This window comes from Streptomyces sp. NBC_00250, from assembly GCF_036192275.1.
Lineage (GTDB): Bacteria > Actinomycetota > Actinomycetes > Streptomycetales > Streptomycetaceae > Streptomyces.
The window spans coordinates 1,641,541-1,664,032 of the sequence record NZ_CP108088.1; the positions used below are offsets into that span (position 1 = coordinate 1,641,541).

At 71.7% G+C, this 22,492-nt stretch carries 18 protein-coding genes; 8 read left to right on the plus strand and 10 right to left on the minus strand.

The features are described 5' to 3' along the window. Nucleotides 1-40: 40 nt before the first annotated feature. Entirely contained in the window at nucleotides 41-1,492 is a 1,452-nt protein-coding gene (locus tag OG259_RS07130) for a purine-cytosine permease family protein (RefSeq protein WP_328941444.1), read from the minus strand. A 331-nt stretch (nucleotides 1,493-1,823) separates the two neighbouring features. Here OG259_RS07130 and OG259_RS07135 point away from each other — a divergent pair, with 331 nt between their 5' ends. From OG259_RS07135 to OG259_RS07165, 7 genes are all read left to right on the plus strand, one after another. After that, entirely contained in the window at nucleotides 1,824-3,191 is a 1,368-nt protein-coding gene (locus tag OG259_RS07135) for a lysine N(6)-hydroxylase/L-ornithine N(5)-oxygenase family protein (RefSeq protein ID WP_328941445.1), read from the plus strand. Next, complete coding sequence (locus OG259_RS07140) at nucleotides 3,184-3,525, plus strand: cupin domain-containing protein (RefSeq protein WP_328941446.1); 342 nt, start codon at nucleotides 3,184-3,186, stop codon at nucleotides 3,523-3,525. The genes OG259_RS07135 and OG259_RS07140 overlap by 8 nt, the downstream gene beginning before the upstream one ends. After that, entirely contained in the window at nucleotides 3,522-5,597 is a 2,076-nt protein-coding gene (locus OG259_RS07145) for an ATP-grasp domain-containing protein (RefSeq protein WP_328941447.1), read from the plus strand. The genes OG259_RS07140 and OG259_RS07145 overlap by 4 nt, the downstream gene beginning before the upstream one ends. Next, nucleotides 5,587-6,804 carry an FAD-dependent oxidoreductase gene (locus OG259_RS07150; protein ID WP_328941448.1) on the plus strand — a complete coding sequence of 406 codons (1,218 nt, stop codon included), beginning with the start codon at nucleotides 5,587-5,589 and terminating at the stop codon, nucleotides 6,802-6,804. Before OG259_RS07145 ends, OG259_RS07150 begins: the two co-directional genes overlap by 11 nt. Nucleotides 6,805-6,904: 100 nt before the next feature. Further along, nucleotides 6,905-8,572, plus strand: coding sequence for a class I tRNA ligase family protein (locus OG259_RS07155; protein WP_328941449.1), 1,668 nt, complete (start codon nucleotides 6,905-6,907; stop codon nucleotides 8,570-8,572). 96 nt (nucleotides 8,573-8,668) lie between these two features. Beyond that, entirely contained in the window at nucleotides 8,669-9,943 is a 1,275-nt protein-coding gene (locus OG259_RS07160) for an ATP-grasp domain-containing protein (RefSeq protein ID WP_328941450.1), read from the plus strand. Beyond that, on the plus strand, nucleotides 9,940-11,148 hold the full coding sequence (locus OG259_RS07165; protein WP_328941451.1) for an MFS transporter: 1,209 nt from the start codon (nucleotides 9,940-9,942) through the stop codon (nucleotides 11,146-11,148). Before OG259_RS07160 ends, OG259_RS07165 begins: the two co-directional genes overlap by 4 nt. Before the next feature lie 83 nt (nucleotides 11,149-11,231). On the opposite strand, the gene OG259_RS07170 is transcribed toward OG259_RS07165, so the two are convergent. The 3 genes from OG259_RS07170 to OG259_RS07180 form a co-directional block, all read right to left on the minus strand. Next, nucleotides 11,232-12,179, minus strand: coding sequence for a hypothetical protein (locus tag OG259_RS07170; protein WP_328941452.1), 948 nt, complete (start codon nucleotides 12,177-12,179; stop codon nucleotides 11,232-11,234). A gap of 132 nt (nucleotides 12,180-12,311) precedes the next feature. After that, nucleotides 12,312-13,805, minus strand: a complete 1,494-nt coding sequence (locus OG259_RS07175) for an APC family permease (protein ID WP_328941453.1) — start codon at nucleotides 13,803-13,805, stop codon at nucleotides 12,312-12,314. 136 nt (nucleotides 13,806-13,941) lie between these two features. Beyond that, entirely contained in the window at nucleotides 13,942-15,084 is a 1,143-nt protein-coding gene (locus OG259_RS07180) for an agmatine deiminase family protein (RefSeq protein ID WP_328941454.1), read from the minus strand. 198 nt (nucleotides 15,085-15,282) lie between these two features. On the opposite strand from OG259_RS07180, the gene OG259_RS07185 reads away from it, so the two are divergent. Further along, the gene (locus OG259_RS07185; RefSeq protein WP_328941455.1) at nucleotides 15,283-15,936 is read left to right on the plus strand and encodes a TetR/AcrR family transcriptional regulator; all 654 of its coding nucleotides are present in this window, start codon (nucleotides 15,283-15,285) and stop codon (nucleotides 15,934-15,936) included. Between the two features lie 22 nt (nucleotides 15,937-15,958). Here OG259_RS07185 and OG259_RS07190 read toward each other — a convergent pair whose 3' ends face one another. From OG259_RS07190 to OG259_RS07215, 6 genes are all read right to left on the minus strand, one after another. Then, entirely contained in the window at nucleotides 15,959-16,819 is an 861-nt protein-coding gene (locus tag OG259_RS07190) for an ABC transporter ATP-binding protein (protein WP_328941456.1), read from the minus strand. Beyond that, nucleotides 16,812-17,804, minus strand: coding sequence for an ABC transporter ATP-binding protein (locus OG259_RS07195; protein WP_328941457.1), 993 nt, complete (start codon nucleotides 17,802-17,804; stop codon nucleotides 16,812-16,814). The genes OG259_RS07190 and OG259_RS07195 overlap by 8 nt, the downstream gene beginning before the upstream one ends. After that, nucleotides 17,801-18,655: an ABC transporter permease gene (locus OG259_RS07200; protein ID WP_328941458.1), complete on the minus strand. Its 855-nt coding sequence runs from the start codon at nucleotides 18,653-18,655 to the stop codon at nucleotides 17,801-17,803. Before OG259_RS07200 ends, OG259_RS07195 begins: the two co-directional genes overlap by 4 nt. Continuing rightward, nucleotides 18,652-19,611 (minus strand): ABC transporter permease, encoded by a 960-nt coding sequence (locus tag OG259_RS07205; RefSeq protein ID WP_328941459.1) that lies wholly within the window; start codon nucleotides 19,609-19,611, stop codon nucleotides 18,652-18,654. The genes OG259_RS07200 and OG259_RS07205 overlap by 4 nt, the downstream gene beginning before the upstream one ends. Then, nucleotides 19,608-21,281 (minus strand): ABC transporter substrate-binding protein, encoded by a 1,674-nt coding sequence (locus tag OG259_RS07210; protein WP_328941460.1) that lies wholly within the window; start codon nucleotides 21,279-21,281, stop codon nucleotides 19,608-19,610. Before OG259_RS07210 ends, OG259_RS07205 begins: the two co-directional genes overlap by 4 nt. A 91-nt stretch (nucleotides 21,282-21,372) precedes the next feature. Continuing rightward, nucleotides 21,373-22,386: an agmatine deiminase family protein gene (locus tag OG259_RS07215; RefSeq protein WP_328941461.1), complete on the minus strand. Its 1,014-nt coding sequence runs from the start codon at nucleotides 22,384-22,386 to the stop codon at nucleotides 21,373-21,375. Between the last annotated feature and the right edge of the window lie 106 nt (nucleotides 22,387-22,492).

Below are 22,492 nucleotides of genomic sequence, written 5' to 3' on the forward strand. Positions count from 1 at the left end.
CTCCTTCTTCCGGGAGTTCCGTACGTGCAGCGCGATGTGGTCAGTGAAGTGGCGCCAGCAGCCCCTCCTCTCGGACCATCCGGCGCTCGGTGGCCAGATCGAGGCTTCGGGCAGAGATCCAGTACAGGCCGCCGGCCACCGGCAGGCCGACGAAGACCGAGCAGTCGACGCCGCCGAGGATCTCTGCGACAGGTCCGACGTAGAGACCGGTGATGACCATGAACGGGGCCATGCAGGCCAGACCGATCCCGTAGGCGAGGTTTCCGCGCCATCCCCAACGGCCGTAGATTCCTCGCGGGTTGAAGATCTCCTTCACGACGTACTGGCCGCGCCGGACGAAGAAGAAGTCCACCAGGTTGACGGCCGTCCAGGGGATGAACAGGTACGTGAGGACGACCACCACGTTGGCGAAGAACCAGTTGAAGCGGTCGATTCCGACGAGGGTCGAGATCGACCCGACGGCCACCAGCATGATCCCGATGGTCACGACCCGGATGGCCCGGGTCGGCTTGACCGGCCGGAACGAGTCCACGATCGAGATCATGGTGAGGCTGCCGCCGTACTGGTTGATCGCCATGATCGAGAGCAGCCCGATCAGCAGCACGACGACGGCGACCGTGCCGAAGCCGCTGAACAGCCGGTCCCCCGCGAGCTTCAGCGCGGTCACCGGGTCGGTTCCCTCGGGCGCTCCGGCCGAGACGACGGCACCGAGGACGAACACCCATATCCCGGAGACCGCGCTGGGCAGATAGGTCCACCAGAAGGTGCTGCGGACGGAGACATCGGGTCTGAGGTAGCGCGAATAGTCCGAGACGTACGGCGCCCAACCCAGCTGGAAGCCGGCGACGAAGACGAACACGAGCATGAACGGCGCGAGTTCGAAGGGGCCGGCGTCCCAGACGCCGTCGGGCAGCCCTCCGCCGAGCAGGGCGGCGGCGGTGATGGCCGCGGTGACCACGACGAAGGGCCAGGTGAGCCATCTGTTCAAGCGGTGGATCCAGTCGTAGCCGAACAGGGCGATCACGGTCGCCACCCCGGCGGCCAGCAGATACCCGACCCCGTTGGGGATCCCGGTGAGCAGGTTCACGGCCTGCCCGGAGAGCAGGGCGTCGGAGGTGTTGAAGCCCACGTAGTTGACCAGGGCGAACACCCAGACGGTCAGCGCGGCACCTACGTACCCGAACTGTGGCCGTGACTGCACCAGTTGAGGCAGGCCCAGCTGAGGACCCTGGGCCGAGTGGAACGCCATGAAGAACGTACCGAAGAGCGAGCCGAGGACGGTGGCGATCACCGTCCAGACGAGCGAGGCCCCCATGGAGAGCGTCACGACCCCGGTCGCGAGACCGGTGAGATTGAGACTGCCGACGAACCAGATGGCACCGACGCTCGAAGGTTTCCCGTGCCGTTCCGCGAGGGGCACCCAGTCGATCGAGTGCTGCTCGATGCCCGCAGGAGGTGCGGAATCCCCGGTCTTCGAGGCGACTGGCCCCATCTGGCCTCCTAGGTAAGGGGCGCCCCTCGGGGCCGCCCGACCGCCCCGGCCAGCCAGAGCTGGTAGGGCTGCGCCACCATAGGGATTGACTCAATTTTCAGTCAACACATCTCACACAGGATCCGTCGAACAATCTTTCACAATGCGCCACTTCGGCAACCAGGATCCCCCGACCACGCCGATCCGGTAGGGGCGCGGACATGATCAAGTCTGTTGACTGTGCCCCACGCCGCAGTGGGGCAACAGCCCCTTCGGCATGGACACCGCCGTGTCCAGAGGGAGTTGACAGCATGCTCATCAGCACGGAACGGCCATGGGAGTCGGGTTCCACATGACCGAATTTTCAATCAAGAGTTCTTCCATCGAGAAGCCCGAAACACCTCTCGGCCTCGTCGGCATCGGCATCGGGCCGGCGAATCTGGGACTTGCCGCCCTGCTCGACCCCGAACCGGGACTGACGACCCGGTTCTTCGAACGCCGGCCACAGTTCACCTGGCACGAGGGGACGATGCTCCCGGAGGCGAGCCTCCAGGTCTCGCCGTTGAAGGACCTCGTCACCCTGGTCGATCCGACCTCCCGCTTCTCCTTCCTGAACTTCCTCTCCGAGCAGGGCCGGCTCTACCGGCACCTCATCGCCTCCCGGAGCGGGACCCCGCGCGAGGAGTTCGAGCAGTACTACCGCTGGGCGTCCGGCCTGATGCCGCAACTGGAGTTCGGCACCGGAATCGAGGAAGTCCGGCTGAACGGCGGGGAATTCGTCGTCTCCGGCACGGACGGCCCCGTCGCCTCGACCCGTACGCTCGTGCTGGGCACCGGCAAGGAGCCGTACATCCCCGACTGTGTCGTCCCCCGCGGCGACGGCGTGATCCACTCCGCCGACGTCATGCACCGGCGCCCGGTCACCCGCGGCAGAAAGGTCGTGGTGATCGGCGGAGGCCAGTCCGGCGCCGAGATCGTGCACTGGCTGCTGGGAGACGAGCGGATGCTCCCCTCCTCGCTGGTGTGGTCGACCCGGCGGGACGGATTCCTCCCGCTGGACGACTCCGCGTTCAGCAACGAGTGGTTCTTCCCCGGTTACGTCCGACACTTCACCCGCCTGTCCGCGCGACGGCGGGCGGAACTGGTGCGCAGCCAGAGCATGGCCAGCGACGGGGTGTCGTCCGATCTCCTCGACGCGATCCACGCACAGCTCTACCGTCTCGACGCCCTGCGTCCGGGCAGCTGTGCCTACCGGCTGAGCCCCGGTCAGGAGTTGCTCGCCGTCGACGACGGTCCCGAGGGCGCGCTCAGAGTGGTCACCCGGGACATGGACACCGACGGCGTCGTCCAGGAACAGGCCGACATCGTCCTCCTCGCCACCGGCTACCACTACCCCTTCCCGGGATTCCTGGAGCCGTTACGCGACCTCATCCCGCTGGAGGGGCACGGCGCCGGTGCCGGCTACCGGGTGCGGGACGACTACTCCATCGACCTCGACGGCCCCGACGGCTGCCGGATCTTCGTACAGGGGGCGGCGACCCGGACCCACGGAGTGGCCGACGCCAACCTCAGCCTGATGGCGTGGCGCAACGCGGTGATCGCCAACGCCGCGGCCGGACGCCGCCTCTACCGGACGGAAGGGGACACCACGACGGTCGCCTGGTCGCCGGAGCCCGCCACAGCCGTCCGCCACACCGACGAAAGGACGACCCATGCCTGACACACGCGCCCACGAGGGCGGACCGGTGGCGTGCCTCGCGGAGATCGCCGGACCGGACGGCATCGTGCTCCGCGAGCACGACACGTCCGGAATCCCGGCGCCCTTCTCCTCTTCGGTGTTCGTGCTGCCTCCGGGCACCACGACCGATGTCGACGTCCACCAGGTCGTCGAGACGTGGTTCGTCGGCGCCGGGGAGGGACACGTGGAGTACGCGGGCGCTTCGCACCCGGTGCGTACGGGCGACTCCTTCCACTTCGCCACGTGCAGGCCCCACCGGGTACGCAACACCGGCAACGGCCCGCTGACCGTCTTCTCGGTGTGGTGGTCGGCATGAGCACGATCGTGATCCTGGGTGGGGCGGCCCCCGAAGGGGCCGGTCACGGCCGCGACCTGAGCCTGCGCGCGCTGCAGCAGTTCAAGGCCAGGGGCAGCCGCGTCGTGGTGACCGACACGGCGGACGCGCTCGCCGCCGCCCCCGAGTACGCCTCCCTCGCGGACGAGACGCACGCCGTCGACTACGCCGACCCCGAGTCCTGTGTCGCATGGGCCCTGGAGTACCGCGGGCGGCATGCCGTGGACGCGGTGACGGGATTCCGGGAGTACTCGGTCCTGGCGGTCGCGGCGGTGGCCGACGCCCTCGGGCTCGCGGGCAACCGGCCCGAACTCGTCCGTACGGTCCGCACCAAGGACCTGTGCCGGCGGCGCCTTGCGGACCTCGGCTTCCGGCAACCTGCCTCGGCGCTGTGCTCCTCCGCCGAGGACATCGCCGGCTTCCTCGCCCGGCACGGCGCTCCGGCCGTGGTCAAACCGCGCGACGCGGCGGGGAGCGAGGGCGTCGTACGGATCGACGGCGCCGGTGACGTGGCGAACGCGCTGCGCGCGGCCCGCAGGGGCGAGGAGCACGGTGCCGTGCTCGTCGAGGAGTTCGTCGACGGACCGGAGTTCAGCGTCGAGGGCGTCTTCACCGGCGGCACCCCGCACGCCCTCGCCGTCACCCGGAAGCTCCTCGCGCCGGGCTCCTTCGTCGAGGCCGGACACACGACCCCCGTCACCCTTCCCGAAGGTCAGCACGAGGAGATCGCCCAGGAGGCCACCCGGGCGCTCAAGGCGCTCGGGCTGACCCACGGGATCTTCCACGTCGAGTGCTGGCTCACCGACCGGGGTCCCGTCCTGGGCGAGATCCATGTGCGGCCCGGCGGTGACTGGCTGCACGCCATGGTCGAGTGGGCCTGCCCCGGACTTGAGCTCTTCGGCGCCCTCCACGACGATCTGCTCGGGCACCCGGTGTCCCTGCCGACCTCGCCGTCGCGGGGCGCCGCGGTGCGCTTCGTCCTGCCGGACCCCGGCGTGGTCACCGGCATCGACGGATGGGATCCGCCGATCGGAAGCCCCGGACTCGTCCACGCCGAACTCACCGTGGCTCCGGGAGACTTCGTCCCATCCGCCGCTTCGTCCGGCGACCGCGTCGGCACCGTGTGTCTGGGGGCGGAGAGCGCGGAGGCCGCGGATCGCGGGATCGAGGCCCTGCTCGGCGGCCTGCGGGTGCGCACCCGTCCCCCGCACACCGGTTCCTCCATGGCGGAGATCGCGGAGGAGTGGGACGCGTACCAGGAGGTCCCCGCCATCGACGAGGCGTACGCGGAGGCGTTGGGCGATCAGTTCGCGGGACAGTTCAGCGGCGCGACCCCGGACTACCTGGAGCTGCTCGCCGCGCGCCTCGGCTGGTCGAAGGGCACCCGGGTCCTGGACGCCGGATGCGGCACCGGCGGTCTGACCGCGGCGCTCGCCGCACGAACGGGCTGCGAGGCGGTGGGACTTGATGCCAGCCCGGCCGCCGTACGGGTCGCCCGCACGCGCCTGGCCGACGGCGGCTCAGCCGGTGACGCCGCCCACGGCGGGGATTCGGACCACCGGGTGAGCTACCGGGTGGGCGACATGACGGCCCCCGACCTCCCGCCCGCATCGTTCGACGCGGTGCTCGCCATCGGCTCGGGCTACTGGTCGGATCCGGCCGTGGCGGTCCGCAACTGGCGGACCCTCCTGCGGGGCGACCACCCCGCGGTGGTCGTCGTGATCAGCCGCATCCTCCGGCCGCCCACGCCCCGCGACCTGGAACTCACCCTGCAAGAGGGCCTGTTCGAGCCGCTCCCGGACTGGGAAGGAGCTCTGGCCGCGGCGGGGTTCCGCGTCGAGGTACGGGACCTGACCGCGAACGACGCGGACTGCGTGGAGCGGCTCCATGCGGCGCTCGCCCGTCGGCTGCCCGAGCTGCGCGCGCAGATGGGGCCGGAGCTCGGCGAGAGGTACGTGGCCGAGGTCGAGGTGCTGAGGGACGAGCACCGGGCCGGCCGGATGCGGCGTACGGAGGTCGTGGCCACCTTCATCGGCGGTGCCGATGGGTGCTGACCGCGCTCCGGCCGACAGCGCGCCCGCTGTCCGCCTCGCGCCGGACACGGATGTGGCGGTGGTCGGCGCCGGCATCGTCGGGGCCGCCGTCGCCCTGCGGGTGTCCGCCGCGTTCCCACGCCGCCGGATCACGGTGCTCGACCGGGGCGACGCGACCCCGGGCTCGGGCTCGGCCACCCGGCGGTCGCTGGGCGTCCTGGCCCCCTGGGCGAGCACCGCCGGTCAGCGACTGCTGCTGGAGCGCGGGGCGACCTGGACCGGCGGTGGCACGGTCCGCGAACTGCTCCGCCCCCATCTGCGGCGGGTTCCGGTCCTCGTCGTCGCCCGCACCGGCACGCTGGACTCACTGGCCCGGTCCACGATCGGTACCCGGATGGAGACCGCTTCCGACGAACTGACCGCCGCGGCCCGCGCGGCCTGCGGCGAACTGCTGCTGAGGAAAGGCGACGGGCAGGCCACCGTCCGCGGCGGCATGGTCGTCCTGGACACCGCCGCGGCCGCCGATGCCCTGCTGGCAGCGGTGGCCGCCGGGAACGGCCGGGTCAGGCTCGGTGCGCGGGTGGCGCGGGTCGAGCACCTGGGCCACGCGCAGCGGCTCCACCTGGCCGGCGGGGACCGGATCACCACGAGCCGTACTGTGCTCGCCACGGGGCCGTGGCCCGGCCCCGAACTCCCTGCCGCCGCGGGCGGAGTCTCCGCCACCCGGAACCTCGACCGATCGCCCTGGCGGACCAAGAGGATGGCCGCGCTGCGCATCGACCGGGCGCTGCCGCCAGGTGCGCCGATGGTCTGCTTTCCCGACGACGACCTGTTTCTGCTCCCGTCGGCGGAAGGCCCCGGGGCGGCGGGAGCCATCGGGGCAGCGCGAGGCATCGGGTCGGCGGAACGCCCCGGCGGCGCCTGGGCCAGTTTCCGCTGCGAGGACTGGGACGTCGCACCCGGTGGCGGAAGGGACGCGTACGGCGGACGGGACGCTTACGGCGAGCGGACCCTGGAGGCGGGCCGTACCGTGCTGGCCGGCCGCCTGCCGGAACTCGCGCTCGCGGCCGTCCCCGGCCCGGCGGCCGTCGACGGCTACACCCCCGACCGCACCCCGCTCACCGACCGGCCCGCCCCGAACGTGGTCCGCGCAGTGGCCGCCTCCGGGGGCGGCGCCCGCTTCTCCTGGGGCATCGCCGACCGGGTGCTCGAACTGCTGGCGCTGTGAGCGCCCTCCGCACTCCCCCTGCACTCCCCCCGCGCCCCTGGCTCCGCGCCTCGGGCCCGGGGGGCACCACTTCCGTGACCCTCGTACGTACGGATTCCGCATGACCGACCACTTGATTCTGTCCGCCCTGCCCACGCCCAACGGCGAGCTCCATCTCGGCCATCTCGGTGGCCCGTTCCTGGCTGCCGACGCCCTGGCCCGCCATCTGCGCGCCGAGGGCCACCGGGTCACCGTCTTCTCGGCCACGGACGGCTGGGAGTCGTACGTCCTCGACGCCGCACGGCGGGAGGACCGGACGCCGGAGGAGACCGCCCACGACTACCACGTACGCATCCGGGCCGCGCTGGCCGCGACCGACTGCGCGCCCGACGTCTTCCTCGACCTCCACGACGAGCCGGCCGCGCACCACCACCGGGCCTGGCACCACTGGCTAGCCGAACGGCTGGACGAGCGCCGGCGCGTCGAGGTGCGCGGCGAGCGGCTGCTCGCCGACGCGGCCGACGGCGAGGAACTCGTCGCCTGCTGGCTGGCGGGACGCTGTCCGGCCTGCGGCGAGGGCGTGTCCGGGTACACCTGCGAGGCGTGCGGGATGTGGTTCCAGCCCGGTCTCGTGCGCGACGCCCGCTCCCGGCACCCCCGCACCGGGGTCACCGGGACCCGGACCCGTTCGGCGTTCCTCCGCTTGGACACCGCCGCGCTCATCGCCATGGCCCATCAGCGACAGGTGCCCGAGGGCTACGTCGACCTCGTCCACCGCTATCTGGAACTCAACGGGCCCGTCTGGCGGCTGACGCATCCCCTCGGCTGGGGCATCCCGTGGACCACGGGCGGCACCCTGGCAGCCCGACAGGTCCACTCGACGTACGCCCTCGGGACCACGGCGATGTTCCTGCTCGCCGGTCAGCAGCACGCACGCCTGCACGGCCTGCCGCGGAACCCGTTCCTTCCGGACGGGGGCTCCCGGCCCCGGTTCACCCTCTGTTTCGGCATGGACGGCGCGCTGCCGCTGCTCATGCAGCTCGCCGTGCAGGAGGCCGCCGAGGTGCCGTCGGCACCGGACGAGTACCGCTTCAACCAGTTCATGACCCTGGACGGGGAGAAGTTCTCGACCAGCCGTCACCATGTCATCCGCGTGTCGGACTACGTCACGGCCGGACTGGACACGGACGCACTCCGCTTCCACCTCGCCCGCCGCCATCCCGGTGAGAAGCCGACCGACTTCACCCCCGAGGCGTTCGCGGAGGATGTGGCGGAGACTCTGGTGGGGCGTCTCGGCCGGGTGCTGGATCTCTGCGAGGGCCTGCCGTCCACCGCCGCGTGCCCGCCCACCGCCGCGTCCCCGCCCCCGGCCCCTGCCGCATCCCCGTTCCCTGCCGCGTCCGCTTCCCTGTCCGCGGCTCCGAGCTCGGCGCGCGTCCTCGGGCTGTACGAAGCGACAGCGGACCGGCACAGGAAGGCCTTCGTCACCGGGGACCTCGCGGAGGCGGCAGCGGCGGTCGACGACTGGCTGGCGGTGGCGCCCGCCGCGGTCGAAGCGTCCGGCGCCACCGCCACCCTCGCGGTACTGGCCGCACTGAGCGCGCCGCTCATGCCCCGATGGGCGGAAGAGGTCTGGAGCCGCCTGTCACTCCCCGGTACGCCGGCGCCGACCGTGGCCCGAGAACTCCTCGCGGCCGACGCCGGCCGTCGTCCCGTATCCGGGCGCCTGCCGCGCTTCGCCCCCGTGAGCGCGGCGGCCGTACGAGCGCTCGCGCCGAAGCCCCGCTGAACCCGCGCCACTGGACCCGCGCCGCGCACCGCCGCACCGCCGCACCGCCGCACCGGCGCACCGGCGCAACACTGTCCCGTATCTCCCGGAGATCGCATGCCATCCGTCCTGTTCGTCAATGCCCGTCGGTCGCCGCTGGAGGTCAACGCCGCCGCGCTCGCGGCGCACCGACTCGGCTTCGAGGTCGTGCTCCTCGCCGACCGCGAGCCGCTCTTCGCCTCCGAACTCCTCGCCGAGACCCGTGTCGTGGACACCTTCGACGCTCCGGCCACGCGCACCGCCGCCCTCGATCTCGCCCGCCGCCACGACATCCAGGGAGTCCTCACCTGGGGCGACCGCGACGTCGAGTTCGTCGCCGCCCTGGCGGCGGAACTCGGCCTGCCCGGACTGCCGACCGACGCGGCCCGCACCGTCCGCAACAAGTACCTGACGCGCGAGGCCCTGGCAGCGGCCGGACGACCGGATCTGATGCCCGGATACGCCCGCGTCCACGACGAGGCCTCGCTGCGGTCGGCGGCGGAGCGCCTCGGGTACCCCGCGATCCTCAAGCCGACGAGCGCGTCGGGCAGCCGTGGCATCCACCGGGTCGACAGTGCGGCCGGGCTGACCGACGAGTACGGGCTGCTGCGGTCCTTCACCCGGCCGGAGCGGGATCCGATCTTCCGTGCGCGGCCCGGCGAGCTGATCTACGAGGAGTTCCTCGACGGCAGCGAGCACAGCGTCGAGGGCCTCGTCGTCGGGGACCGGCTCCGGATCGTCGGGATCACCGACAAGTGGGTCACGCCCGACTATTCCATCGAGTATCTGCAGGTCCATCCGACCGCGCTGGATCCGGTCCGCCGGCAGGCCGTGGAGGAGCTGACCGAGGTCACCGTACGCGCCACCGGAATGCGTGACTGCGCCTTCCACCTGGAATGCCGTGTGCTGCCGGACGGATCGACCAAGCTCCTTGAGGTCGCCGGACGGATCGGCGGCGGGTACATCACCTCCCATCTGGTCCCGCTCGCCACCGGGATCGACTTCTACGCGGCCACCGTCGCCGTGGCCACGGGGAACGCCCCCGACCTCACCCCGCGCGCGGCCTTCCACGCCGGTTCCCGGCAGCTCATCAGCCCGGCATCGGGCGTCTTCAGCGGATTCGGCGGCCTCGACGCCGTGCTCGAACTCCCCGGTGTGGAGCACGTCGCGCTCGACCAGGCCATCGGCACCAAGGTGGCCCTGCCGCCGACGGACTACATGAGCTGCGTCCTCGGCTCCGTCATCGCGCGCCGCGGCAGCCACACCGCCGTGCGCGAGGTGCTGGGGAGGGCCGCCGACGTGGCGGACCCCCTCCTCGCGGAACCGGCCGGATCCTCCGCGGGCCCGCGATGACCCCGGAGGCACCCCCGCGGCCCCGGGCCGAGGACCGTGGGGCGCAGGCCGCCGTGCTCGCCCAGTGGACGCTGGCCTGCTGCGCGGTGTGGGCGCTGCTCACCGTGCTGCCGCTGCACCTCACCCAGACCCGTCGTCTGGGTGCGGGCACGGTGGCCGTCCTGGTGACGGAGGGCGTGGTGTGTCTTCGGCTGATGCGGGTCCTCGCGGGGCAGGCGCTGGGCCGGCTGCGGCCCGGCACGGCGATCCGGATCGCGCTCGCTCTGGGCGCGGCCGCGTTCGGCGTACTCGCGGTGGCCGACGGGCACCCGGTGGCGCTGGCAGCCGTGCTCCCGGTCATCGGCCTGGCGTTCGGCATGAACGCGATGGCGTTGAAGCTCATCGCGGCCGCCGCGCCGGCCTCCGGCCGTACGAAGGGCTTCGCAGCGCAGGCCGTGGCCGTCAACATCGGTATGGCACTGGGTCCGTTGGCGGGTGTCGCCGTCCAACAGCGGTTCGGGATGGCCGCGTTCTGTCTCGCCGCGGCGGGGGCCAACCTCGTGGCACTGGGTCCGGTGCTCGCCGTACGGCCGCCCGGAGGCGCCGACCGGGCGCCTGTCGGCGTGCCGCTGCGCGCTCAACTGAAGCTGCTGGTCCGGGATCCGGGCCCACGGCTGCCGCTCGCCCTCACCGCACTCGGGTTCGTCCTGTACACCCAGCTCTTCGCCACGCTCCCGCTGTACGCGCACGGTGTCCTGGGCGGCGACGGCTCCCTGGGCACGGTGTTCCTCGTCAACGGGCTGCTGATCATCGTGCTCCAGATGCCACTGGTCCTGGTGACGGGTCGTCTGGGGCTCTCGCCGATCACGCTGTGCGTTCTCGGGTTCGCCTGCTTCGCCGCCGCCTTCGCCTGCCTCGGCGCGGGACACGGCACGGTCGGGCTGTTCGCCGGGGTCGTGCTCGTCACCTTCGGCGAGATGCTTCTGATGCCCTCGCTCGACGTCCTCGTCGGAGGGGCCGGCCCCTCGGAACGCCACGCCGTGTACTTCTCCCTGGCGGCCCTCGCCACGGGCCTCGGCGAGGCGTTCGGCAGCTTCGCCGGCGTCCGTATCGCGAACGCCCCCGGCTTGGGGCCCGCATCGCTGTACGTCGGACTGGCCGCCCTCACAGCCGTAGGAGTGGCGGCGGCGGTGGCGCTCCGCATCGTGCGACCGGCCCGGTCCTGAGACCGCCGTCGGCTCGCACGGTCCGGCCCCGAGGCTGTCCGACGGACAGCCCCGGGGCCGTCGCCCGGGCGGGGTACCGATGACTATGCGGATGCCGAAGCGGTCTTGTCGCGCCAGCGGATGAAGAGCTGTTCCGGGTCCCCCGTGTAGGACCAGGGCACCTCGGTGGCCCGGTTGTCCAGCAGCCGGAACACGACACCCGCCCGGTCGGCCATCGCGGCCTTGACGAGGCCGTGCGCCAGGTAGTTGAGGTCGGCGACGTCCTGTGCCCGGGGTACGCGGTGGGCGACCCACTTGTCCAGCGCGTTGCGGAGGTCCCCGCGGGCCCGCTCTTCGCTCCAGTGATGCGTCAGACCGAGGACGGCCTTCCCTTCCGTCCGCACCCGGTACTGGTAGTGCTCGGCACGTGCCACCTGGGCGAGGATCGCGAGCGGCGATCCGTACGGCGCCGAACTCGCGACGTCCCAGGCGAAGTTGAGGGCCGTGCCGTACGAGCCGTGCCAGCGGGCGGAAAGGTAGCGCAGCGCCTGGTGGTGACCCTCGCGGTGGTACGGATCCCGGGTGAGGATCTCGTTCCACCAGGCCGACATCTCGGGGTGCCCCTGCGGGTGGAGCCGACCCAGGGTGAGCAGCGAGACCCACGGGTGCGGATCGGCGGGCGCGAGCTCGGCCGCTCGGTAGCAGAGTCCGGCGGCTCTCTCCAGCCGTTCGGCGTCGGGCGTCCGCCCCGCGCGGGCGGCGGCGAACAGCCGCATCACCTCGGTCTCCGCGCGGAGTACGGCGGCGTCGGGGTTCTGCGGTTCCGAGGCCTGCCACAGGTCCACGGTGCGTCTGCCGGCCGCGGCGTCGGCGAGCAGCCGGATGCGGTGCGCCCGCCGGTCCCAGTCGTCCGGGGTCCGGGCGAGCAGGTCGCGGGCGCCTTCCCACCGGCCCAGAAGCATGTCCTCGCGCCCCTCGGCGAGTGCCGTGTCGCCGAATGCCGGGTCGTAGACGGGCGCTGAGGTGCTGCGGCGGCGCATCCAGGCGGCCATGGCGGTGCTCCTTCGTGCGGGTTCCGGTGCGTGCGGATTCCGGTGCGCGCGGGTCCGGTTCGTACGGGTTCCGGCGCGTGCGGACTCCGCTGCGTGCGGGTTCCCGTTCGTACGGATTCCGGGCGGCGCGGTTCAGAAGTCCGACAGGAGGCCGTCCCGTCGGCCGTCGGCCGGGCGGAGTTCCGGCAGGTCGTCCGCTGCGTACGCCTCCGCGGTGGCCGCTTCCTGCGGATTGAGCGGTCGGGGGTGGAAGAACGCCCGCCCGCCCTGGAGGCGGGCGATGCCCAGCGGGATCAGCCCGACGGCCAACGCGCCGAGGCCGATGGCCAGTTGTGTCCCGGACAGGGTCCGGACCGAGGCGGCGAAGACCCAGACGTTGAACGCCACGCCGGCGAGCGGCCACAGCCCCAGGAGGATCAGATTGCCGAGCGAGGAGAACAGCACGCTGCGGAAGGCCACGGTGACGGTGATGCCGGCCAGCGCGTAGTAGAAGGCGATCAGCAGGCCGATTCCCATCAGGGCGTCTTCGAGGATGCCGAACCCGGGGGCGGTGAGCGTGATGAGCGCCAACGTCGTCACCGCGACCGCGCAGACGACCAGCGTGGACGCCACGGGAGTCTTCCGTCGTGGGTGGACTCGGCCGAGGAACGAGGGGACCGTGCGGTCGCGTCCCATGGCGAACAGCGTGCGGGTCGCCTGCAGGAGCGTGGTCTCCAGCGTGGCGACCATGGCCAGCGGTACGGCGAGCGCGAGCAGGGTGCCGCCCACTCCGGGCCAGGCGGCCTCGCCGAGCGTGAGGAGGAAGCTCGCGTCCATCGAGGTCACTGCGCCCGGCCCCAGGAGCACGTTCACGCTGACCGTCAGGGTGAGGAGCGTGGTGGCGACGACGAGAAGGCCGATCAGGCCACCCAGTCCGGAGCCGCCCCGGCCGCTGCGGGTCTCCTCGCTGAGGTTCGCCGTCACGTCCCAGCCCCAGTACAGGGCGCCCACGATCAGCGCGCCGGCGGTGAAGGAGTGGGTCGCGTCGAAGTGCCCGAATCCGAACCAGGAGAAGGAGAAGGCGGCGGCGTGGGTGTCCTGTGTCAGCGCGGTGACGGCCACGGCCAGCAGAAGGGCCAGTTGTGTTCCCACGGCGACGACACGCGCCCCGGCGGCGATCCGGGCACCCGATGCCACGAGGGCCGCGATCAGCAGGAACCAGCCGAGGCCGACCCCGGTGGCCAGGACGTCGTTCCCGGCCAGGTCCTCGTCGACGAGGGACAGGGTGGCCATCCCCGCGGGCGTCGTCGAAGCGATGATGAAGAGGACGGTCGCGGCGACCACAGCCCATCCGCTGAGGAAGCCGAGGACGGGGTGCAGCGTCCTGGCGACCCAGGAGTACGTGGCGCCCGCGTTGACGTCGAGCCGCCCCAGGTACCGGAAGGCCAGGGCGATGCCGACCATGGGGATCGCGCCGTAGAGCAGGGCGGCCGGAGCGGCGAAGCCGACCGTCGCGACGAGCGCGGGAATCAGCGCGACGACGATGTACGCCGGTCCGCAGCCCGCGACCGCCATGACCACGGAGTCGAAGGTCCCCAGGGCCCCCGCCCTCAGCCCGCCCCCGCCACTGCTGGACCTGTCGTTCACCCTGTGCGCCTTTCCTCGATGGTGGTGGGACAACGGCCGTACTGTCAGGAGCCGTTCGGCCGGCCCGGGGACCACGCGCGACGCCCGCCGACGTCCGCGCGGTCCCCAGTGGCCCGGGCTACCGGCTCTACCGGCGCTACCGGGCGGGCTGTTGCTGGGTGACGCAGTGGATGCCGCCGCCGCCCGTGCCGAGGCGGTCGATGTTCAGCTGCTCGATGACACGGTCGGGGTAGAGGCGGGCCAGGGTGGCCTTCGCCGCCTGGTCCGCGCGCGTGTCCCCGAAGTGGGCGCTGATCACGGCGCCGTTGCAGAGGTAGAAGTTGGCGTAGGAGGCGAGGAAGTCCTCGTTGGTGGACCGGATCTTGTAGTAGTCCGGGCCCTGGAGACGCATCGTGTCCATGGGTGTGCCGTCGGCGGCCGTGGAGCCGGACAGGATGCTGAACTGCTGGCGCGCGTCCCGGGCGTAGGCGTCGGTCTCGGACGACAGCGGCATCTGCACGAGGGCCTCGCCGGGGGCCAGGAAGCGGGACGTGGCGTCGACGTGGTCGTCGGTGATGTCCTGGCCGCGGACGCCGTCGAACCAGATGACCTTGGAAGCTCCGTACGCCTCGCACATGGCCGCCTCCAACTGGCGCTCCGACACCCCGGGGTTGCGGTTGCGGTTCACGAGGCTGCTGCGGGTGGCCATGAGCGTGCCGGCACCGTCCTGCTCGATGGCACCGCCCTCGCCGACCAGGTCGGCGTAGGTGATCGGCACGCCCACGTAGGAGGCGACGCGTCCGGCGACGAGGGCGTCCTTGGCGTGGGCCTGCTTGTTGCCCCAGCCGTTGAAGTTGAGGCCGACCGCGTCCAGACCACCGGCGCCGTCGGTACGGAAGACGGGCCCGGAGTCGCGCATCCAGCAGTCGTCGACGGGGATCGAGCTGATGACGGTGACCGAGGAGCCGCACAGCTGGCGGGCCTTGGCGGCGCTTCCGGAGTTGGCGCACACGATGACCGGCTCGTACTTCGCGATCGTACGGGCGATGAGCGCGATGTCCGCCTGGACGCCGCTCAGTTTGCCGCCCCAGATCGACGTGCTGTCGGGCCAGGCCATCCACGTACGGGTGTGCCGGGCGTCCTCGACCGGGACCCGGAGGGTGCCGGCGGCCGGGGCGGCACCGGCCTGGAACCGGGTCGCCGCGAGGGTCGCCGCCGCCGCGGTCGCACCGGCCGCGATCAGGAATCCTCGCCTGTTGAGACCCGGTCGGGCGTGGCGGCTGGGTTCGGATCGGTTCACTGCTGCCTCCTGCTTCAACTCCCCGCGGAACGTCCGCGGTTGGCCGGAAAACTAAAACTGACCGAGCGCTCGGTCAATATTTTGGACAGTACTGCTCGGCATTGCTCGGCCCCGATGGCCGGCATCGTCGGCCCCGGACCTCTCTGGAAGCCGTGAAGACCGCAGGTGGCGGGCACGGAGCCTGACTAGAGTGAGGCCATGGCAGCATCCGCGAAGGACTCCCGGAATCCCACCGCTCCCCCGCCCCGGACCCGGACGACGGGCGCGCCACCGCGGTCACGGGCCTCTGCCAAGGGCGAGCAGACACGCGCGCGACTGATCGCGGCCGCCCGCACCCTGCTGGCGGGCGAGATGAGCGAGCGGTTCACCACCCGTAACGTCGCGGCGCTGTGCGGGGTGTCGCACGGGATGTGCCACTACCACTTCCAGGACCGGACCGACCTCGTGCTCGCGGTCATCGCGGACATCCGCCCCGAGTGGATCTCCCCTCTGGAGGAAGCCGTCGCCGCCCCCGGCACCTTCGCGGAGCGCGCCGAGCGGGTGCTCGACCTGCTCGGCAGGCCCGAGGGCACGGACCTCGCCCACCTCCACTCCGCCCTGCACTGGCACGCGTTGAACGACGACCGGGTACGGGAGTCCCTGGAGGTGGAGTACCGGGACTGGCGCGCCTGTTTCGTCGCTCTCTTCCAGGTTCTGGCCGACGAGCGCGGCGGGGACCTCGACCCACGCCCCCTGGGCGAGGCCGTCGCCGCGGCCGTCGACGGACTGGCCGCGGTGGAGTCCCTGGACGCCGGAGTCGACTCCGGGGCGGTCATCCGCACCTTGGTCCTCACCCTCGCGGCCAACGCCTGAACCGGCCGCCCGCTCCCCGCCTCTAGAGCGCCCGGCGAGCGGCCGAGATGCGCTCCGGGTCCCAGCCGGGGCGCGGCACCGACTCCAGCAGGAGCCGGGTGTAAGGGTGTCGGGGATCGGCGAGCACATCGGCGGTACGCCCCGCTTCGACGACCGCCCCGTGCCGCATCACGATGACGTCGTCGGTGACGCACCGCACCACTCCGAGGTCATGGGTGATGAAGAGGTAGCCGACCGAGGTCTGCTCCCGGATGTCGGCGAGCAGGTTGAGGATCTGCGCCTGTACGGACACGTCGAGTGCGGCGACCGCCTCGTCGAGCACGAGGACCGCCGGCTCCACCGCCAGGGCCCGCGCGATGGCCACGCGCTGGCGCTGGCCGCCCGAGAGCTGGCGCGGCAGCGCGTCGGCGGCCCTGGTGCCCAGTCCGACCTGGTCGAGCAGTTCCCGGACCCGCCTGGCGTGGTCCCGCTCGGGGAAGTGGAGCCGCAGCGTCTCGCGGAGGGCCGACTCGACGCTGGTCCTCGGGTCGAGCGACAGGAAGGGGTCCTGGAAGACCATCTGGACCTCACGGGCGCGGGCGAGGCGCTGCGCGCGGCCACGGCCGCGGAGGGTGCGGGACCGGCCGCGTACGTGGACCTCGCCCTCGTCGGCCTGCTCCAGGCCGACGATGATCCGGGCGGTGGTGGTCTTTCCGGAGCCGGACTCCCCCACGATGCCGAGCGATCCGCCGTGCGGCAGGGTGAAGGACACGTCGTCCACGGCCCGTACGGCTCCGAAGGTCCTTCGCAGGCCCCTGACGACCAGCACGTCGTCGGCGTTCTCGCCGTACCTCACGTCCTCGGCCCGCCCGGTGCTCTCGGCTCTCACGGCGTTCTCAGGCATCGACGGCACTCCCTCGGAGCCGGTCACTGTGGTGACAGGCCGCCTGGTGTTCGGGCCGTCCCGGGGCGGGCGACGGCAGCGGGGCCCGCTGGGCGCAGAGTTCGGTGGCCAGCGAGCAGCGGGCGGCGAAGGCGCAGCCGGTCAGCGCCGTCCGGAGGTCGGGGGGCTGACCGTCGATGGCGGCGAGGCGGCCTCGCGGGTTCTCCAGGCGGGGGGTGGAGGCGAGGAGCGCGGCCGTGTAGGGGTGGCGGGGGTGCGCGAAGACCTCTTCGGCGGGGCCGCTCTCGGCGATCCGCCCGGCGTACATCACGTACACCCGGTCGCTGATGGCGGCGGCGAGGTCGAGGTCGTGGGTGACGAACAGCAGCCCGGTGCCGAACCGTTCGCGCAGCCGGCCGAGGAGGGCCACGACCTCGGCCTGGGTGGTGACGTCGAGTGCCGTGGTGGGCTCGTCGGCCAGCAGGAGGGTGGGGTCGCCCATCAACGCGGCGGCGATCATGACGCGTTGCAGCATGCCGCCGGACACCTGGCTGGGGTACTTGGCCAGGGCGGTGCCGTCCAGGCCCACCGCTTCGAGGAGTTCGACAGCGCGGGCATCCGCCTGCGCGGCGGTCATCGTCCGGGTCAGGCGGACGCTCTCGGTGAGGAAGTCGCCGATGCGGCGCAGCGGGTTGATGGCCGCCCGCGGGTCCTGGAAGATCATGGCCACGGTGCCGGTGCGCAGTGCGCGCAGCCGGTCGGTGTCCAGGGTGAGGACGTCGTGGCCGTCGACGACGACGGTGCCCTCGGTGACCGCGCGCGGCGGCAGCAGGCGCAGGGCGCTGCGTGAGGTGAGGCTCTTTCCGGAGCCGGACTCGCCGACGAGGGCGACGGTCTCGCCGGCGGCGACGGTGAGGTCGACCCCGTCGAGAACGGGCCGGGCGGTGCCCGGCAGGGTGATCCGGAGCCCTCGGATGTCGAGGGCGGGCCTGTCGGAAGTGTTCATCGGTCTCTCCTGGCGACGCGGTCGGCCCAGCGCTCGCCGACCACATTGAAGGCGACCACGGTCAGCACGATGAGGACGCTCGGCAGGATCGCGGACAGCGGGTAGCCGTGCTGGACGGCGGTCTGCCCGTCGAAGACCATGCGGCCCCAGTCCGGCGTGAGCGGCGGTACGCCGAGGCCGAGGAAGGACAGGCCGGCCAGGTCCATCAGGGCGTAACCGAAGTTGATGGTGGACTGGGCGAGGACGACGGGCGCGATGTTGGGGAGGATGTGGCGCAGGCAGATCTGCAGTGCCGAGTGGCCCTGGACCTGGTACGCGCTGACGTAGGGGCGGGTGCGTTCCGCCAGGACGAGGGAACGCGTCAGCCGGCTGACGTAGGGCAGATAGGCGACGGCGAGGGCGATGACGGGTGCCAGCAGCCCCTCGCCGTAGATCGAGATGATGAGGATCGCCAGGAGCATGCCGGGGAAGGCGAAGACGAGTTCGGTGCTGCGGGACAGGACCGAGTCGAGCCAGCCGCCCCGCCAGGCCGCGGCCGTGCCGACGGCGACACCGGCGAGGGTGGAGAAGAGGACCACCCCGAGGGGGCCGAGGAGCGAGGTGCGGGCTCCGAGGAGCAGCCGGGACAGGGTGTCGCGGCCCGCGGCGTCCACGCCGAGCAGGTGCTCGGCGGAGGGTCCGGCGAGCGCGTTGCCCAGGTCGACCGCGTTGGGGTCGTACGGCACGACCAGGGGGGCGAGCAGCGCTCCGGCGACGACGAGGACGACGAAGCCCAGGCTGAGGAGGTGGAGCGGGGACCGGGCCGTGCGGATCTTGGCGAGGCCGGGCCGACGGGTGAGGACGGCGGTCATGCGGAGGACCCCTTCGATCCGAGGGTGATCCGCGGGTCGACCAGGGGGAGCACGAGGTCGACGATGAGGTTCACGATCATGAACAGGGCGACGATGATCAGCGAGATGGCCTGGACGGTCGGGAAGTCCTTGGTCGTGGTGGACAGCTCCAGGAGCTGGCCGATGCCACCGATGCTGAAGGCGGTCTCGACGAGGATCGTGCAGACCAGCAGGGTCGAGACGATGAGGCCGCCGGTGGTGAGGACGGTGCCCAGGGAGTTGCGGAACACATGGCGGCGGATCACCTGGCGCTCGGGCACGCCGCGGCTGCGGGCGACCGTGACGTGCTCGCTGTCGAGCGCTTCGAGCATCGCGGAGCGGGTGACGCGGGCGAGCATGCCGATCAGATAGAGCGCGAGGGCGATCGACGGCAGTGTCAGGTGCCACAGTTTGTCGAGGAACCCCTCGCCGGCTCCGCCGCTCGGGAACCAGCCGAGTTTGACGGCGAACAGTGCCTGGAGCAGCACCGCGGCGACGAAGGACGGGGTGCCGACGGCGAACGTGGTGGTGACGAGGACGGCGGAGTCGGTGGCGCCGCCGCGTACGGCGGAGACCCAGCCGAGCACCAGACCGATGACCACGACCACGACGAGTGCCATCGCGATCAGCAGCAGGGTGGTCGGCAGGCGGTCGGCGAGGAGCCGGGACACGTCCGTGCGGTACGTGATGGACCGCCCGAAGTCGCCCTGGACCATGTCGCCGAGCCAGGTGAGGTATCGGACGAGGAAGGGCTCGTCGAGGTGGTACTGGGCGTTGATCGCGGCGAGCGCCTCGGGCGAGGCCGAGCGGCCGGAGAGCAGGAAGCTCGCCGGGCTGCCGGGCGCCAGGTACATGGCGCCGAAGACGACGAACGACGCCACGAGGAGGGTGGCCGCCATCTCGGCGGCCCGCCGGACGGCGAATCTCACGAAGTTCACGGCGCGGACCCCACATCGGCGGCCCACGGGTAGTACATGTACGAGATGGTCGTGGGGGCGCCGGTGATCCGCTTGTTGAGGAAGACGGCGGTGGGCCATTCGGCGACCGGGATCCACAGCAGCTGCTCGGCGGCGTGCTTCTGCAGGTCCGCCTCGATCGCGAGGCGCTTGTCCGGGTCGTACACGGAGACCGCCCGGTCGATGCCCTCGTCGTACTTCTTGTCGCTGTACCCGGCGAAGTTCATGTAGGCGCCGGTCTTGAAGTTCGTGAGCAGGTCCAGCGGGTCGGTGATCGAGTCGTAGTAGGTGAGCGGGAACATGTCGATGCCCTCGCGCGCCTCGGGGTCGGTGAACAGCGCGGTGAACGCGTTCGGGGCGATGGTCTTGAGCCGGATGTCGAGACCGATCTGGGCGCCGGCGGCCTGGACGGCCGTCGCGAGGAGGGAGACGTCCTGGCCGATCGAGCTGGTGGCGACGGTCAGGGTCTTGCCGGTGGCGCCGGCCTCCTTGATCAGTGCCTTGGCCTTCTCGATGTCGGGCGTGACCTTCGGGAGGGCTTCGAGGGCGTTCTTCCTGGTCTGTTCCGAGCCGGCGGCCCAGGCGGCACGGGTGGTGAGCGAGTTCGTGACGGTTCCCGCGCCACCGAGGCCGGCCTTCACGAACCCGGAGCGGTCCAGGGCCATGGACAGCGCGCGCCGGACGCGGATGTCGCCGAGCGGGCCCTTCATGTTCGTGATGTTGACGTTGACGGTGCTGAGGCCCTCGCCGAAGTAGAGCTTTCCGACGCCGCTGCCCTTGAGGCGGGCGTAGCTCTCCGTGGGGATGAGGTAGCCGCCGTCGGCCTCTCCGCTGAGCAGGGCGTTCGTACGGGCGGAGGGATCGGTGATGAACCGGAAGACGGCCTTGCCGGACTTGGCCTTCTTCCCCCAGTAGCCGTCGAAGCGGTCGAGCTCGACGGACTGGCCCTTGTTCCAGGTGCCGAGCTCGAACGGTCCGGTGCAGGCGAGTCCCCCGGAGGTGCCGTAGTCCTTGCCGGCCGCTTCGACCCCGGCCTTGGAGGCGACCACACCGGCGGCGGTCGCCATGTACTGCGGGAACTGCGAGTCGGGCTTCTTGAGCTTGACGGTGACCTGGAGCGGGCCGGTCTTCCGTACGGAGGCGACGTTCTGGAAGTTCTGCGCCCAGGCCGCCGCGTTGTCCGGGTCCGTCTGGCGGCCGAGGCTGAAGACGACGTCGTCGGCGGTCATGGTCCGGCCGTCGTGGAAGCGCACCCCGCGCCGCAGGTCGTACACCCAGGTCTTCGGGTCCGGGTTGGAGGCCTTCTCGGCGAGCCCGGGTTCGAGGGTGAGGCCCGGCGTCCAGCGCATCAGGCTCTCGCACACATTGGAGAGGATCGTGTTCTGCGGGTAGTCGAAGGCCACGGTGTAGTCGAGCGTCGGCGGCTCCGCGTACACGGCCCAGGTGAAGGAGTCGATCTCGCCCTTGGCCGCGGGCGTGGTCTTCGAGAGGGTGAAGTCGCCGGTGCTCTCCCCGCCCTTGGGCGGCCCCGCACAGGCCGCGACCAGGGCCGCCGCCGTCAGGAGGGCGGCCGCGGCGGCGCGGCGGCGGCCGGCCGGACGGCCACGGGGAACGCTGGTGCGTCTGCTGGTGCGGGGTACGACTGTGGTCATCGTCGCGCTCTCTTTCCGTACGGTCTGTGCGTACGTGATGGGGGAGGCTGCCGGGCCGCGGGGACGGCCCGGCAGGAGCGGTCGGTCCTGGCTACGCGAGGGGGCGGGCGACGGGGACCTGCTGCGTGATGCAGTGCACTCCCCCGCCACCGAACGCGATCGCGAGCGCCCGCACGCCGACCACCTTGCGGCCGGGGTGGGCCGCGGCGATCACCGCGAGGGCGGCGTCGTCCTGGGGCAGGCCCGCCACGGGGACGACGACGCCGCCGTTGGCGACGTAGTAGTTCAGGTACGACACCTCGACCTCGCCCTCGGCGACGTCGACGAACGCGGTCTGCGGGACGTCGACGATCTCCAGCGGCCGGCCCTGGGCGTCGGTGCTGGCCTCCAGAACCGCGCGGTTGGCGCGCATCCGGGCGTAGTCGGGATGCGCGGGGTCGTCGGGCAGCGAGACGACGACCTTGCCGGGGGCGGCGAAGGCACAGACTCCGTCGACGTGACCGTCCGTCTCGGTGTCCAGCAGGCCACCGTACGGAAGCCAGACAACCTTACTGACGCCCAGCTGCGATTTCAGCTCGGCCTCGATTTCGTCCCGGTTCAGGCCGGGGTTCCTGTTGGGGTGCAGCAGGCACTGCTCGGTCGTGATGAGCGTGCCCTCACCGTCGACCGTGATCGCCCCGCCCTCCAGGATCATTGCGGAGGGGATGCGGTCGACCCCGAGGTGCTCCAGGAGCAGGCCGCTGACCCGGTCGTCGGAGTCGTAGGGGTGGTGCTTGCTGCCCCAGGCGTTGAAGCGGAAGTCGACGCCGGCGCGTCGTCCTGCGCCGTCGAGCACGAACAGCGGCGCGGAGTCGCGGAACCAGGAGTCGTCCAGCGGAAGCTCGACGACGGTGATCTCCGGGCCGCACCAGGTCCGGGCTTCGTCGCCGTGGCCGGGCGGGGCGACCATCGTCACGGGCTCGAACTCGGCGATGGCCCGAGCGACGTTCGCGTACTCCTCCTTGGCGTCGTTCAGCACACTGCCCCAGAGGTCGGGGCGGGTGGGCCAGGCCATGAGGCAGCGCTCGTGCTCGGACCACTCGGCGGGCATTCGGAATGCGGTCATCGGAGATCTCTCTTCTCGTGGCTGAAATCTTCCTCTCGACTGAAAATTCAGTCAAGAGAAAAGTCGGGGACTGTTCACCTTCGGAACGGAGGATGGTGCGTGAGCG